At 68.1% G+C, this 14,526-nt stretch carries 15 protein-coding genes; 2 read left to right on the top strand and 13 right to left on the bottom strand.

Going from position 1 to position 14,526, the window contains the following annotated elements; translation table 11 throughout:
• Positions 1-383: 383 nt before the first annotated feature.
• Genes Q0K09_RS03975 through Q0K09_RS03965 form a run of 3 tightly spaced genes read right to left on the bottom strand, consistent with a single transcriptional unit; the run spans position 384 to position 2,101 of the window.
• Complete coding sequence (locus Q0K09_RS03975) at positions 384-632, bottom strand: hypothetical protein (protein WP_294473227.1); 249 nt, start codon at positions 630-632, stop codon at positions 384-386.
• The gene (locus tag Q0K09_RS03970; RefSeq protein WP_294473224.1) at positions 622-834 is read right to left on the bottom strand and encodes an excisionase; all 213 of its coding nucleotides are present in this window, start codon (positions 832-834) and stop codon (positions 622-624) included. The genes Q0K09_RS03975 and Q0K09_RS03970 overlap by 11 nt, the downstream gene beginning before the upstream one ends.
• Positions 755-2,101: an MFS transporter gene (locus tag Q0K09_RS03965; RefSeq protein ID WP_294473221.1), complete on the bottom strand. Its 1,347-nt coding sequence runs from the start codon at positions 2,099-2,101 to the stop codon at positions 755-757. Before Q0K09_RS03965 ends, Q0K09_RS03970 begins: the two co-directional genes overlap by 80 nt.
• 239 nt (positions 2,102-2,340) lie before the next feature.
• On the opposite strand from Q0K09_RS03965, the gene Q0K09_RS03960 reads away from it, so the two are divergent.
• Entirely contained in the window at positions 2,341-3,081 is a 741-nt protein-coding gene (locus Q0K09_RS03960) for an N-acetylmuramoyl-L-alanine amidase (RefSeq protein WP_294473218.1), read from the top strand.
• A gap of 4 nt (positions 3,082-3,085) precedes the next feature.
• Positions 3,086-4,366, top strand: a complete 1,281-nt coding sequence (locus tag Q0K09_RS03955) for a glycosyl hydrolase family 18 protein (RefSeq protein ID WP_294473215.1) — start codon at positions 3,086-3,088, stop codon at positions 4,364-4,366.
• Between the two features lie 327 nt (positions 4,367-4,693).
• Here the strand turns inward: Q0K09_RS03955 and xerD are convergent, their stop codons facing one another.
• The 10 genes from xerD to cobI form a co-directional block, all read right to left on the bottom strand.
• Entirely contained in the window at positions 4,694-5,572 is an 879-nt protein-coding gene (xerD, locus tag Q0K09_RS03950) for a site-specific tyrosine recombinase XerD (protein ID WP_294473213.1), read from the bottom strand.
• 28 nt (positions 5,573-5,600) lie between these two features.
• Entirely contained in the window at positions 5,601-6,209 is a 609-nt protein-coding gene (locus tag Q0K09_RS03945; RefSeq protein WP_294473210.1) for a hypothetical protein, read from the bottom strand.
• Positions 6,210-6,281: 72 nt separating this feature from the next.
• A complete protein-coding gene (proC, locus tag Q0K09_RS03940) occupies positions 6,282-7,079 on the bottom strand; it encodes a pyrroline-5-carboxylate reductase (RefSeq protein WP_294473207.1) in 798 nt (265 codons plus the stop codon).
• A 436-nt stretch (positions 7,080-7,515) separates the two neighbouring features.
• A complete protein-coding gene (hemL, locus tag Q0K09_RS03935; RefSeq protein WP_294473202.1) occupies positions 7,516-8,796 on the bottom strand; it encodes a glutamate-1-semialdehyde 2,1-aminomutase in 1,281 nt (426 codons plus the stop codon).
• Positions 8,796-9,779: a porphobilinogen synthase gene (hemB, locus tag Q0K09_RS03930; protein ID WP_294473199.1), complete on the bottom strand. Its 984-nt coding sequence runs from the start codon at positions 9,777-9,779 to the stop codon at positions 8,796-8,798. The genes hemL and hemB overlap by 1 nt, the downstream gene beginning before the upstream one ends.
• A complete protein-coding gene (gene cobA / locus Q0K09_RS03925; RefSeq protein WP_294473196.1) occupies positions 9,766-11,271 on the bottom strand; it encodes a uroporphyrinogen-III C-methyltransferase in 1,506 nt (501 codons plus the stop codon). The genes hemB and cobA overlap by 14 nt, the downstream gene beginning before the upstream one ends.
• Entirely contained in the window at positions 11,268-12,146 is an 879-nt protein-coding gene (gene hemC / locus Q0K09_RS03920) for a hydroxymethylbilane synthase (RefSeq protein WP_365931386.1), read from the bottom strand. Before hemC ends, cobA begins: the two co-directional genes overlap by 4 nt.
• Positions 12,143-12,589 (bottom strand): NAD(P)-dependent oxidoreductase, encoded by a 447-nt coding sequence (locus tag Q0K09_RS03915; protein WP_294473193.1) that lies wholly within the window; start codon positions 12,587-12,589, stop codon positions 12,143-12,145. Before Q0K09_RS03915 ends, hemC begins: the two co-directional genes overlap by 4 nt.
• Positions 12,558-13,799, bottom strand: a complete 1,242-nt coding sequence (hemA, locus tag Q0K09_RS03910) for a glutamyl-tRNA reductase (protein WP_294473190.1) — start codon at positions 13,797-13,799, stop codon at positions 12,558-12,560. Before hemA ends, Q0K09_RS03915 begins: the two co-directional genes overlap by 32 nt.
• 4 nt (positions 13,800-13,803) lie before the next feature.
• Positions 13,804-14,523 (bottom strand): precorrin-2 C(20)-methyltransferase, encoded by a 720-nt coding sequence (cobI, locus tag Q0K09_RS03905; RefSeq protein WP_294473188.1) that lies wholly within the window; start codon positions 14,521-14,523, stop codon positions 13,804-13,806.
• Positions 14,524-14,526 lie beyond the last annotated feature (3 nt).

Raw genomic sequence — 14,526 nt, 5'->3', positions numbered from 1 at the left:
GTCCAGGGGACAAAAGACCCGCTGATTGGGCATGTTGACATTTTTCAAACAAGCCCTACGCATCTCTACATAAATTTACACCACTGTTCACGGTTTTGGTGTAAGTTTGGTGTACGCTCAGCCGCTGCCCATAGCCTTTTTCATAGCGGCTTGAGCCGTCTCCTAACTGGCATGGGTGTAGACGCTGAGCGTCACCCCCACATCGGAGTGTCCCATGAGATACTGCAATCAATGTCCGCTTTTGTCAGTCTATACAGTTCACTGACCCGCATTCCCGTCCCCAGCAGGATAACAATCTCGTCGTAGTACCGGGAATAGTGCCTGCTCTCCCGGACAAAGGCCGGGAACCTTTCCTTGACCCCCTTGGAAATTGCCTGCCGTGTCTACGAACCGTTGGGCGCCACATCGGTGATCTTGAAGGAGAAGGGATTGCGCCGGATCATATCGTCCTCCACCGCCATCTCAAACTCCGGACGAAGAACGCCTCGGACACTGGTGATGGTGCTGTACCTTCTTCCATCCTCGCGCAGCTTGATGAACCGCCAATACCCGTCCTTTCCTGTCTTTTCTCCTTTCGGCCATTGTGATCGCTCCTTTACGTCAGAAGCCCTATCGGGATCATTATACCACATCAGATCCCCCTAATTCCACTACAGTTACACGGAATACTGGCTTTTCCAGATACTTCTCGAGCCGCTTATTTCCCACCCAGAGGACATAGGGGCAACGGTCCGTATCTGTCAGGGAACGGAGTCTATTGATCCCAATCCCGTAGTAGGCCGCCGCTTCCTCCAGGGTCAGGTTTGCCTTTTCCCAGATGGGAACCGTCCGCATGAAAAACACCACCTTCCCCTTCCGCCGGGGTCCAGCCCTCCCAGGTTCCGGTCTCGTGGGACAGTCCGCACCGCCGTACCTGGGGCAGGGCCAGGCACAGGGTGCCGCAGAGCAGGACCATGCCGCCGGCCAGAGCGAACCAGCGTACCAGCCCCACCCCCTCGGCAAAGAGAGCGGTGGCCCCCAAACCCACCGGCCCGGCCAGGGTCATAACGGCGGAGGAGAGCCCCAGCACCCGGCCCAGATAGGCCCCCTCCACCCCCTCCTGGATAAGGGCGGTGAGGAGACTCTGGAAAATGGGGGCGGCCAGCCCCATCCCCAGGGACAGGAGGGTAAAGGGGAGGAAGTCCGCCGGGCTCAGCCCCCCTACCGCCAGAAGGCAGCCCCCCATGAGGAAGAGGGCCCCCGTCATGGCGGGGATCTTGTTCCGGCCCCCGCCCCACAGGCCCAGCAGCAGGGAGCCCGCCAGCATCCCCAGGGCGTAGGCCGTCTCCACCACCGAGGCGGAAGCCGCCGTGCCGCCGAAGTAGTCCATGCTGAGAAGGGGAAAGAGGGAGGCCACCGGCACGGAGGCCAGAGAGAAGAGCCCACAGAGCAGGCAGAGCTGCCACAGCCAGGGCTTTCCCCGGAGGACGGCGCAGCCCGCCCGGCAGTCCTCCAGCAGCCGGAAGGGGGCCTCCTCCCCGGCGCGGAGCGCCGGCAGCCGGGCCAGGAGCAAAAAGCCGATGGCAAAGGCCGCCCCCATGGCGTCCAGGCAGATAATCAGGGGCAGGGGGAGCCGGGCATAGAGGATGGCCGCCAGGGCGGGACTCAGCAGCAGGGAGAGGGTTTGGACCCCCTGGGACCACCCGGCGCACCGGGCCAGCATATCCTTGGGGACAATGAGGGGGGTCACCGCCTGGAGGCAAGGGGCATGGAAGGCCGAGCCCACGCTCCGCAGGGCCAGGGTGGCCAGGATACAGGGGATGGGCAGCTCCCCCAGCAAGAGCCCCACCCCCACCAGGGCCAGGGAGACCAGGCCGATGGCCCCGTCGGCCACGGCCATGATCTTCCGGCGGTCGAAGCGGTCGGCCACCGCCCCGGTGAAGAGGGAGAGCACCCCCTGGGGCAGCAGGGCGGCGATGGCGGCCAGGGAGAGGACCGCCGCCGAGCCGGTGCGGGCGGTGAGGTACCAGATCAGGGCGTATTGGGAGAGGGAGCTGGTGAGGATGGACACCGCCTGCCCCACCCAGAGGGCGGCGAATTTCCGTTTCCATTGTGTGCGCATCAGGAGGCCTCCTAGGCGCCGGTCTGAGGGACCGGCTGATATTCCTTCTCCATCCTATGCGCGGGCCGGAAAATGGGGAGGGCCTCCGGCGGTCAAATGCCGCCGGGGCCCTCCCTGCCGATAGAAAAGCGCCGAAGCCTCGATATCCCGCTCCGCCCGCAGTCTCCTTTCCAGGTTGGAAATCGGTCCCACCCCGCCCCGGTCCGCATAGAATGGGGCAAAAAAAGGAGGGACCTCTTATGCCCACGATCTACCTCTCCCCGTCCACCCAGGAGAACAACCTCTATGTCAGCGGCGGCAGCGAGGAGTACTGGATGAACCGCCTGGCCGACGAAATGGCGCCCTATCTGGACTCCTCCGGCATCCAGTACACCCGCAACACGCCGGACATGACCGCCGCCTCCTCCATCGCCGCCTCCAACCGTGGGAACTACGACCTCCACCTGGCCCTCCACTCCAACGCCGCCCCGGAGGGGCAGTACGGCCAGGTCCGGGGGGTGCTGGTGTTCTACTACCCCGGCAGCACGGCAGGCCGCCGGGCGGCGGAAATTTTCACCGAGAACCTGAAGAAAATCTACCCCATTCCCGCCCTGGTGCGGGCCGAGCCCACCACCACCATCGGCGAGGTCCGCCGGGTCCGGGCCCCCTCGGTCTTCCTGGAGCTGGGCTACCACGACAACCCGGACGACGCCGCCTGGGTGAAGGGGAACCTGGAGCTCATCGCCCGCAATCTGGTGGGCTCCCTGTGCCAGTACTTCGGCATCCCCTTCCTGGAGCCCCGGCCCGCCCGGCAGGGGGTGGTGGATGTGAACTGGGGCTCTCTGAACATCCGCTCCCGGCCGGAGCTCACCGCTCCCATTCTGGCCCGGGCCTACGACGGCGCGCCCCTCACCGTCCTCAACCAGTGGCAGGGCTGGTACCTGGTGCAGTTCGGCGGCGTGGTAGGCTACGCCAGCTCCGAGTTCGTCACTCTGGTGTGAGGCGGTGGAAATCTATGTGGTCCAGCCGGGGGACACCCTCTACGGCATCGCCCAGGCCCTTGGGGCGCCCATGTCCCGTCTGATGGCTGACAATCAGGTCAACCCCACCCAGCTGGTGGCCGGTCAGACCCTGGTGGTCCGCTTCCCGGAGGAGGTCTACACCGTCCGGGCGGGGGACACCCTGACCTCGGTGGCCCAGACCCACGGCCTCACCCCCCGGGCCCTCCTCCGCCGGAACCCCGGCCTGGAGGGGCAGTTCCAGCTCTACCCAGGCCAGAACCTGGTCCTCCGCTACCAACAGGAGGGCGGCCCTCCCCTTCTGGTCAACGGCTACGCCTACCCCTTCATCGACCTGGACCTCTACCGGAGCGTCCTCCCCTTCCTCACCTACGCCGCACCCTTCACCTACGGCCTCCGCCCCGGCGGGACCCTGGTGGAGCTGGAGGACGAGACCCTGCTGGCCCTGGCCCGGGAGCTGGGGACCGGGGCCCTGATGCACCTGTCCACCCTCACCGACGCGGGGAACTTCTCCAACGAGCTCTCCCACCTGGCCCTCACCGACGCCGCCGTCCAGGACACCCTGGTGGGGCATGTCCTGGAGACCATAGCGGAAAAGGGCTACCGGGGCCTGGACGTGGACTTCGAGTTCCTCCCCGCCGGGGACGCCGCCGCCTACGCCGCCCTCATCCGCCGCTTCCGGGCGGCCCTCTCCCCTCAGGGCTTTCCCGTCATTGTGGCTGCGGCCCCCAAGACCTACGCCGCCCAGCCCGGCCTCCTCTACGAGGGCCACGACTACCAGGCCCTGGGAGAGGCCGCCGACTTCGTCTTCCTCATGACCTACGAGTGGGGCTACACCTACGGCCCCCCCATGGCGGTGGCCCCCCTGCCCAACGTCCGGGCGGTGGTGGAGTACGCCCTCACGGAGATTCCGGCGGAAAAGCTGTGGCTGGGCCTCCCCCTCTACGGCTACGACTGGCCCCTGCCCTTCCGGCAGGGGGAAACCCGGGCCGCCTCCCTCTCCCCCCAGTACGCCGTGGAGCTGGCCGGGCGCTACGGGGTCCCCATTCAGTATGACGTCCAGGCTCAGGCCCCCTGGTTCCGCTACACCGACGGGGCGGGCCGGGAACATGAGGTCTGGTTCGAGGACGCCCGGAGCCTCCGGGCCAAGCTGGAGCTCATTCCCGCCTACGGCCTGAGCGGCGCGGGGTACTGGAACCTGATGCGGCCCTTCCCCCAAAATTGGCCCCTTCTCGACAGTCTCTTTACCATTCGGGATATTTTTTGACATTTTACCTAAATTCATTCATAAAATGTTTACAGGCCGTTAGCAAACTGTCCATCACTTTCCATCTGGATGTGGTATCCTAGTGCTTGCAAAGAACAAACCCCTCTTCACATTCTCTCTCTTTGCAGCCCTACTGACCTCCCCGGAGAGGCAACCGCTTCCCCGGGGAGGCAGACCAAATCCTCCGCCGGCAGGCCCTCTGGCCCGCCGGCGTTTTTGCGCCGCCCCGCTCCGGGCGGAAGCGCCCAAAAGCCGCGGCGGCGCCGGACCACAACAGTCCGGCGCCGCCGCGGCTGAAAAGGAGGAAAGAACCGGCGCCTGGTTCTATTATGCCCGCGGGTGGGCCTTGAGATAGACCTCCTGCAGGTTCCGCTTGACAATTTGGGCGTAGATCTGGGTGGAGGAGATATCGGCATGGCCCAGCATCTCCTGGATGGAGCGCAGGTCCGCCCCGTTTTCCAGCAGATGGGCGGCGAAGGAGTGGCGCAGGGTGTGGGGGGTGATGTCCTTGTGGATGCCCGCCTTCTCCTGGTATTGCTTGATGATCTTCCAGATCCCCTGGCGGGACATGCGCCGCCCGTTCATATTCACAAAGAGGGCCCGCTCCCGGGGGTCCTCCACCAGCTGGGGCCGCACGCGCCTGAGATAGTCCCCCAGGGCCTTGACGGCGGCGGCGTAGAGGGGAATGACCCGCTCCCGCCCCTTGCTCCGGCAGCGCAGAAAGTCCCCGCTCAGATTCACATGGTCCAGGTCCAGGTCCATGAGCTCGCTGACCCGGATGCCGGTGGCGTAGAGGAGCTCCAGCATGGCGTGGTCCCGGCACCCCTTGGGGCCGGCGCACTCCGGCTGCTCCAGGAAGAGCGCCACCTCCTTGCTGGTGAGGATCTGAGGCAGCTTCCGCTCCGTCCGGGCCGGCGGCACACTCTGGGCCGGGTTCCCCGGGGTGTACCCGCTGACCATTAGATAGGCGTAAAAGGACTTCAGGGCGGCCATGGCCCGGGTCACCGTGGAGGCCGACCGGCCCAGGGCGGACAGATGGCGGGCGTACCCCTCCAGCTCCTCTGCGGTGGCCGAGGCCGCCGGAATCCCCTTTTTGGCGCAGTAGTCCAGAAACTGCCGCACATCCCGGAGATAAGAGCTGCGCGTATTCTCCGACGCCCCTTTTTCGGCGGTCAGATACCCCTCAAAGCCCTTTAGATAGTCCATCTCTCCCCGTACCCTCTCTCACACAAAATCAAAAGAGGCCGGCCACGGAGGCCAGCAGGGCGGGCACCGCCCACCACTCCAGCAGCATACACACCCCCAGGACGGCGGCGCACAGACCGCCCCGGACCCAGTAGGCCCTCCCCCGGGACAGCGGCCCCTTGCCGCCGCCCAGGGCCCGGACCGCCAGCTCCTGCCCGGAGGCAAAGCCCTGCACCCCCAGCACGAACAGGACGGGCAGGGAGAGCATCCCGGTAAAGCCGAAGGCAAAGAAGGCCAGAATGGCCCCCGCGCCGCCGAACATGAGTACGAAAGAGGACACGGCGAAGGACAGCAGAAAGCCCCGCGCCGCAAACAAGAGGGGGATGCCCACCACCCCCAGGGCGGAAAAGCCCAGGAGAAAGGCGGAGACCGGCCAGCGCAGGGTCTCCCACAAGACGGCGGAGACCCTGGGCGGTCCGGCGGCCCCCAGCTTGGCCGCCGCCAGATAGCGCTCCAGATAGGCGGTCAGGCTCTCCTGCCCCCCGCCCCCCACCTGGGAGGCCAGGAGCATCCCGGCCAGGGCGCCCAGACAGAAGGCGGCGGACACCACCGCCAGGGCCGTGAGCACGCCCCCCGGCGGAACATCCCAGATCTCCATGATACGCTTCCTCAAGGCCGTCACCTCTCTGACAGCATATGAGACAAGCGCCGGGAATAGACGCCGTTTTCCCTACCTGCCCAGCTCTCTGGAGCGCTGGGCGCAGCGGTCCATGGCCTCCCGCATCAGGCCGTCGAAGTCCCGCTCCTCAAAGGCGGACAGGGAGGCCAGGGTGGTGCCCCCCGGGGAACAGACCTGCCGGCAGAGCTCCTCCGGCGTTTTGCCGCTCTCCTGGAGCATCCGGGCCGCCCCCTCCATGGTCTTGGCGGTGAGGCGCAGGGCGGTGCCGGCGTCGATGCCCACCTCCACGGCCCGCTTCACCATCACATCGGCCATGCGGAAAAACCAGGCCGGGGAGGAGCCGTTGACGTTGAGGATATCGTCCATCTGACCCTCGTCAATCACCGCCACCGCCCCGGCGGCGGCGAAGAGGTCCAGCACCCGCTGGAACTCCTCCGGGGAGACGTCCTCCGATCGGGCCACCGCCGTGGCCCCCACCCCCACCATCAGGGGGGTGTTGGGCATGGTGCGGACCACCTTCGCCCCGGGCAGCTCCCGGCGCAGATAGGGGGCCGAAATCCCCGCCGCGATGGAAACCACGCACTTCCCCGCCGTCAGATCCCGCAGCTCCGGCAGCACATCGCCCATCATCTGGGGCTTCACCCCCAGCACCAGCATCGAGACGTGGGCGGCCACCTCCCGGTTGTCTGTGGTGGTATGCACTCCCTGGGCGGCCAGGGCCGCCAGCTTGTCCCCGTCCCGGTCGGAAATCCAGACCTGCTCCGGCCGGACGGCGCCCTGGGCCAGCACGCCCTTCAAAATGGCTGAATTCATATTTCCGGCTCCAATGAAGCCCAAAGTCTCCTCCATAGTCTGATCCCTCCGAAAATTTTCCGTGTTTTCCTGCACTGGCTCGTGCTCTGCCAAGTTAGAAATTGCAGATTGGATTTCGAGCGGAATTTTTACGGAACAAGGCAGAGGACGCCGGTGGGCTGACACCCACCAAGGACGGCGCAATTTTTCCTTGAAATCCGCCAGGATTCCTGCGAAAAAATTGCTTGCCAGCGGCTCAAAATCCCTCGCTGCTGGACACATCTCCAATTTTCAAACAAGCCCTAGACGGAACTCGCGCGGCGGCCGGCGCGCGATTCCACCGCAGAGCGGTTCCCTTTATTCCCGTTACACTATAAGCCACATTCCGCTCCGGCGCAAGGTCCCCCGGCGGAATTTTTCATTTTTGTCACTAATGACAAGAGCTTCTGAAGCAGAAGGGCGTCAACCTCTGTTTTTGTTCTCCATGGCCAGCTCACAGCTCCGCCAGGGCGCCGTCCACCGCCGCCAGGGTGGCCTCCAGGTCGGCGGAGGTATGGGCGGTGGAGACAAACATGGCCTCGAACTGGGCGGGGGCCAGATAGACCCCCCGCTCCAGCATCCCCTTGAAGTACCGGGCGTACCGTCCCGCGTCGCTGCCCTTGGCGTCCACAAAGGTGGTAACCTCCGTGGGGGTGAAGAAGGGGGAGACCAGGGAACCGATCTGGTTTACGGCCACCCCCACGCCATGCCGGGCCGCCGCCGCGCGCATCCCCTCCGCCAGGGCGCGGGCGTAGTCCTCCAGCTGCTGATAGAGGTCCCGGTGGGCCTGGATGTGCCGGAGCTGGGCCAGTCCGGCGGCCATGGCCACCGGGTTCCCCGACAGGGTCCCCGCCTGGTACACCGGGCCGCAGGGGGCCGCCTGCTCCATCAGGGCCCGGCTGCCGCAGTAGGCCCCCACGGGCATCCCGCCGCCGATGATCTTGCCGAAGGTCACCAGGTCGGCTCGGACGCCGAAGTACGCCTGGGCCCCGCCGGGGGCCAGCCGGAAGCCGGTAATGACCTCGTCGAAGATCAGCAGGGCCCCATACTGGCCGCACAGGGCACGGAGGCCCTCCAGGAAGCCGGGGGCGGGGGCCACCACCCCCATATTGGCCGCCACGGGCTCCACGATGACGCAGGCGATGTCCTCCGGCCAGCGCCGGAAGAGGGCCTCCACCGTGTCCAGGCGGTTGAACTGGGCGGTGAGGGTGTGCTTGACAATGTCCTCCGGTACGCCGGCAGAGGAGGGGCGCCCCCCCGCCAGGGCCGAGGAGCCGGCGTTCACCAGCAGGCAGTCGCTGTGGCCGTGGTAGCAGCCCTCGAACTTGATGAGCTTGTCCCGGCCCGTGGCCCCCCGGGCCAGCCGGAGGGCGGACATCACCGCCTCGGTGCCTGAGTTCACCATGCGGACCATCTCGATGTTAGGGACCATGTCCACCATGAGCTCGGCCATCTCCACCTCCCGCTGGGTGGGCGCGCCGAAGGAGAGGCCGTGCTTGACCGCCTCCTCCACTGCGGCGCGGACCTCCGGGTGGTCGTGGCCCAGGAGCATGGGGCCCCAGGAGCAGACATAGTCCAGATACTTCCTGCCGTCGGCGTCATAGAGATAGGCCCCGTGGGCCTCGGCGATGAACCGGGGGCACAGGTCCACCGCCCGGAAGGCCCGAACCGGGGAGTTGACCCCGCCAGGCAGGACCTTTTGGGCCCGGTCAAAGAGTTCCTGGGAGCGGTCCATCAGCCGATGTCCCCCTTTCGCATGGCCTGGGCCAATTCCTTGGCAAAGTAGGTGATGAGCATGTCCGCCCCGGCCCGGTAGACCGACAGGGCGCTCTCACACATCACCCGGTACTCGTCGATGAGCCCGGCGGCCCCGGCGGCCTTGATCATGGCGTACTCCCCGGACACCGAGTAGGCGCACAGGGGCAGGTCGAAGGCGTCGGCGCACGCCCGGATCACGTCCAGATAGCTCAGGGCGGGCTTCACCATGAGGATGTCCGCCCCCTCCTCCACATCCAGGGCGCACTCCTTCAGGGCCTCCCGGCGGTTGTGGGGGTCCATCTGGTAGCCCCGCCGGTCCCCGAAGGCCGGGGCGGAGCCGGCGGCCTCCCGGAAGGGACCGTAGAAGGCGGAGGCGTACTTGGCGGAATAGGACAGGATGGGCACGTTCTGGAGGCCGTGCCTGTCCAGGGCGGATCGGATGGCGGCGATGCGGCCGTCCATCATGTCGGAGGGGGCCACCATATCGGCCCCGGCCCCGGCGTGGGAGAGGGCGGTCTTGGCCAGAACCTCCAGGGTCGCGTCGTTGTCCACCTCCCGGCCCTTGAGGATGCCGCAGTGGCCGTGGTCGGTGTACTCGCACATACACACGTCGGTGATGACATAGAAGTCGGGGTATTTGGCCTTGATGGCCCGGACGGCTTCCTGGACCACCCCACTCGGGTCCCAGGCCGGGGAGCCCTGGGCGTCCTTGCGGGCGGGCAGGCCGAAGAGGATACACCGCCCCACCCCGGCGTCCAGGCAGGCCTCCACCGCCTGGTCCACGGCGTCCAGGCCGTAGTGAAACTGCCCCGCCAGGGCGGGGATGGGGCGCCAGCCCTTCAGGGTCTCGTCCACGAAGATGGGGTAGATGAGGCTGTCCGGGGAGAGACGGGTCTCCCGGCACAGCCGCCGGATGGCGTCGTTCTGCCGCAGCCTGCGGGGCCGGTTAATGAGTTCCATGGCCGGAAACCTCCTTCATGATACACTTGAGCATGGCGTCGATGGCGGCCTCCTCCGCCACCACCGTGGGGATGCCGTGCCTAGCCGCCTCGGCGGCGGTCTGGGCCCCGATGCAGATCCCGGTGAGGCCGGAGAAATCCATCTCCCCCAGGGAGGACACAAAGCCCTTCACGGTGGAGGCGCTGGTGAAGGTGACCAGGTCCAGCCCGCCCGAGCGGGCCAGGGCCCGGAGGGCTTCGGCGTGGGCGCTCTCATAGACCGTGGCATAGCAGGGGATGTCGTCGTAGGGGACGCCGCCCTGTTCCAGGGCCTCCGTCAGGTCCCGGGAGGCGATCTCCGCCCGAAGCAGCAGCACCCTCCCCCGGGCCAGCGCCGCCAGCCCCGCCCCCAGGTGGGCGGCGTCGTAGACCTCCGGGAGGTAGTCGGCCCGGAGACCGTGGGCCCGGAGGGCCCGGTCCGTCCCCGGCCCGATGGCGGCCAGCTTCACCTTTCCCAGGGCCCGGGCGTCCCGGTTCTGACGCTCCAGCATGGACCAGAGGGCCTCCACCCCCGCAGGGCTGGTGAAGGCCAGCCACGCATAGGCGTCGATCTCCTCCACCGCCCGCTCCATGGCCGGGCAGGGCCAGATGGGCTGGGTGCGGATGCAGGGATATTCAAAGACGTCGGCCCCCAGGTCCCGGAGCCGCCGGGCCAGCGTACCCGTGCGCTCCTTGGGCCGGGTCACCACCACCCGCCGCCCCTTCAGAGGCAGGGCGTCGAACCAGTCAAATTCCTCCGCCAGGGCGCACACCGGGCCGAAGATGCTCACGGCGGGGCTCTCCACCCGGCCCTCCTCCGCCAGGCCTGCCAGGGTGGACAGGGTGCCGCTGAGCCGCCGCTGGGCCGGGGTGGTGCCCCGCTCCACCAGGGCGGCGGGAGTGTCGGGGTCCATGCCCGCCGCGAGGAGCCCGGCGCAGAGCTCCGGCAGGCTGGCCACCCCCATAAGAAAGACCAGAGTCCCCCCGGTCCGCACCAGGGCCTCAAAGTCGATGTCCAGGGCCTTCCCCGCCCTGGCATGGCCGGTGACGATGTGGAGGGAGGAGGTGAAATCCCGGTGGGTCACCGGGATGCCCCCATAGGCCGGGACGGCGATGGCCGAGGGGATGCCGGGCACCTCCTCAAAGGGAACGGCGTGGCGGGCCAGGAGCTCCAGCTCCTCCCCGCCCCGGCCGAAGAGGAAGGGGTCCCCCCCCTTCAGCCGGACCACCCGCTTGCCCTCCAGGGCCTTGTCCAGGAGAATCCGGTTGATCTCCTCCTGGGGCACCGGGTGGCGGCTGGCCTCCTTGCCCACGTTGATCTGCTCCGCCCCTGGGGGCATCAGGGCCAGAATGGCGGGGCTCACCAGGCGGTCATAGACCACCACCTGGGCCCGCTCCAGGGCCTCCCGGCCCTTGAGGGTCAAAAGCCCCGGGTCTCCGGGGCCCGCCCCCACCAGTGTGACCATTCCCTTCATGTCCTTCCCTCCCGGATGCGCCCGGCCAATGCCGACCCCAGGGCCTCAGCCTTGGTACGGGGGCCGGTGATACTGTCGAAAACAGGCTCTCCCTCCGCCGTGACGTCCATGCCCCGGAGGGTCAGGGTCTCCCCCTCCACGGCGGCGAAGGCCGCCACGGGAGACGAGCACCCTCCATCCAGCCTCCGGACGAAGGCCCGCTCGGCCAGGGCGCAGTCGGCTCCGTCCCGGTCCCGGAAGCCAGAGAGCCAGGGGGCCTCCTCCCCCGCCCGGACCTGGACGGCCAGAATGCCCTGCCCGGCGGCGGGGAGCAGCTCCTCGATGGTAAAATACCGGGCGATCCGCCCCTCCAGGCCCAGCCGCTCCAGGCCGGCGGCGGCCAGCACCAGGGCGGCGTACTTCCCCTGGTCCAGCTTCCCCAGCCGGGTCTGGACGTTGCCCCGGACCGGGGCCACCGGCTGGCCCGGAAACAGCCGCCGGAGCTGGAGGGTCCGGCGGGCGCTGGCGCAGCCGATGGGCTTGGCCGGGTCCAGTTCCGTAACCCCCTCCGGCAAGACCAAAGCGTCCCGGGGATCGGCCCGGCGGGAGAAGCCCGCCAGGGGGAGCCGGGGGTCTAAGTCCATGGGCAGGTCCTTGCAGCTGTGGACGGTGAAGTCCACCCGGCCCTCCAGAAGGGCGGCGTCCAGCTCCTTGACGAAGAGGCCCTTGCCACCCACCTGGTCCAGGGTCCGGTCCAGAATCTTGTCCCCGGTGGTCTTCATGGTCACCAGCTCCAGCCGGAGGGAGGGGTCCGTCCGCCGGACGGCCTCCATCACCTGCCGGGTCTGGATCACGGCCAGCTGGCTCTCCCGGCTGCCCGCCCGCAGTGTCTTCAATCCAATCCCTCCAATGTCCTCCGCACGGCCCGGGCGGCCCGGGCGGTCCGGGCGTGATCGCCCCCCCCCAGGGAGACCAGCCCGGCGGTCACCCCGCCCCCCTGACAGACGGCGGGAAAGAAAAAGCTGCACTCCTCCCGGCGGTCGGCCACCGACACGGGGATGCCCAGGGCCCGGGCCTCCTCCCCCACCCGGCGGTTCACCCGGCGGTCGCCGGTGGCGGCCACCGCCAGAAAGGCCCCGGCCAGGTCCCCGGGGGCGTAGGCCCGCCGCTCCCAGCGGACGCCGGGGACTCCGCCCAGCCACGCCGGGGCGATGACGGTCACCGCCCCGCCAAAGCGGGTCAGGACCTCTGCCCGGCGCCGGGCGATGGCCCCGCCCCCCACGATGACGCAGGGCTTTCCCCGCAGGTCAACAAACATGGGAAAATGGGATGTGCGCATGTCTGCCCTCCCTCTGGCCCCTGGCTGCGGTGTGGACCCGGATTTTCCCCGCGCACCGCTCCAGGTCCTCCGGCCGGATGCGCTCCTTGAGCCCCCCGGTGAGCAGGTCCACCGCCCGGCTCACCGCCAGCTCCACCAGCTCCTCCGCCTCCAGGTCCTCCTCCAGCTCGGGGTAGGTGAGCACCCGCTGGGCGATGGCCTCCTTCAGGGCCTCGATGGCGGGGAGGCACCGGCGGTAGTTGCTCCACTCGTAGAACCGGGCCATGTGGCTGTCCAGGATGTCGGTGACGGTCTGGGGCAGCGCGCCCCGGCGCTGCTCCGCCCCCAGGGTGTCCACGTTGTAGAGGGTGACGCCCGGCAGGTCCCCTGCCGCCGGGTCCACGTCCCGGGGCATGGCCAGGTCCACCACCCAGCTGGGCCGGGCCTTGAGCATGCTCATCTGCCGGGCCGACACGGTGTAGTGGGGGCTGGTGGTGGCCGAGAGGAGGATGTCCATCCCCTCCATGGAGGCATAGCGCTCCCCATAGGGGGTGACGGCGCACCCCGCCGGCACCACCGTCTCCCCGTGGCGGTAGGTCCGCAGGGTGACGGTGACGGCGCACCCCGCCTCCCGGAGCAGGGCGGCGGAGAGCCGGCCCATCTCGCCGTTGCCGATGACCAGGGCCCGGCGGCCCTGGAGATCCCCCAGGTCCCGCCGGAGGACCTCCACCGCCCGGGCGGCGGCCGAGACGGCCACCCCTGTGAGCCGCACCTTGGTCTTGATCTCCTTTCCCGCCGACACGGCGGTGCGGAAGAGGGTCTCCAGCACCGGGTCGGCGGCGCCCTGCTCCCGGGCGATGGCGATGGCCTCCTTCACCTGGGAGAGGATCTGGTCCTCCCCCCAGATCTGGGACTGGAGCCCTCCGGCCACCTCCATCAGGTGCCGGACGGCCTCCTCCCCCCGCCGGGTGACAAAGGCCCCGGCAAAGGGGCCGGGGTCCAGCCCCACCGCCCGGCAGAGGAGCCGGTCCGGCGCCGCCCGGCCCTCCGGGGGGCAGGAGAGGTAGAGCTCGGTGCGGTTGCAGGTGGAGAGGAGCACGCAGCCCAAAATCCCCTCCCCTTGGGCAAGTCTCCCGGTCAGGGCCCCCGCCTGGGTCTTGGTGAAGGAGAGCTGTTCCCGCAGCGCAATGGGGGCCTTCTGATAGTCCAGGCCCGACATGATGATGCCCATGGGTTCACCCCTCCTGTTTCTCCCGCCCGGGGGCGGGTTCCTCCGGCTCCTTGACCAGAACCACGGAAAAGTAGCCGGTCCCGTCCTCCACATCGGCAAAGCGGGGGTAGACGGCCTCCCCCTCCATGCCGCAGTTGGCCACCAGGGAGGCCCGGTCCAGCAATCCCCGCTCCGCCAGCAGGTCCCGGAGCTCCCCGATGGCCCTCCCGGCCTTCATGAAGACCTTGTTGGCCTTTACATCCAGACAGTCGGCCGCCTGGTGGGAGGCTGGGACGATGAGCAGCCGCTCCGCCCCCTCGCACAGGGAGACGCCCAGCCGGGCCGCTGCGGCGCAGAAGGAGGGTACCCCGGGGATGATCTGGGCGTCATAGCCCCGGGCCAGGACCTTTTTGTGGACATAAATGTAGGTGGAGTACACCGTAGGGTCCCCCAGGGTGATAAAGGCAACGATCTGCCCGGCCTCCAGCAGGGCGCAGATGCGCCCGGCAATCTCCTCATAGCAGCGGTCCAGCCTTTCCCGGTCCCGGATCATGGGGGTGGGACAGGACAGGAGCTCCTTGCCCGCCGCCAGGTCCTCCACGATGCGCAGGGCGGTCTTCTCCCCCGCGCCCTTGTCGGGGACGGCAATGACGTCGGCCTCCCGGAGGATACGCTCGGCCTTCCGGGTCACCAGCTCCGGGTCGCCGGGGCCCACCCCCACGCCGTACAGGATTCCTTTTTCCATGAT

Source organism: uncultured Intestinimonas sp. (genome assembly GCF_944387725.1).
Classification (GTDB): Bacteria; Bacillota; Clostridia; order Oscillospirales; family Oscillospiraceae; genus Intestinimonas.
This window is presented reverse-complemented; position numbering and strand designations above follow the sequence as displayed.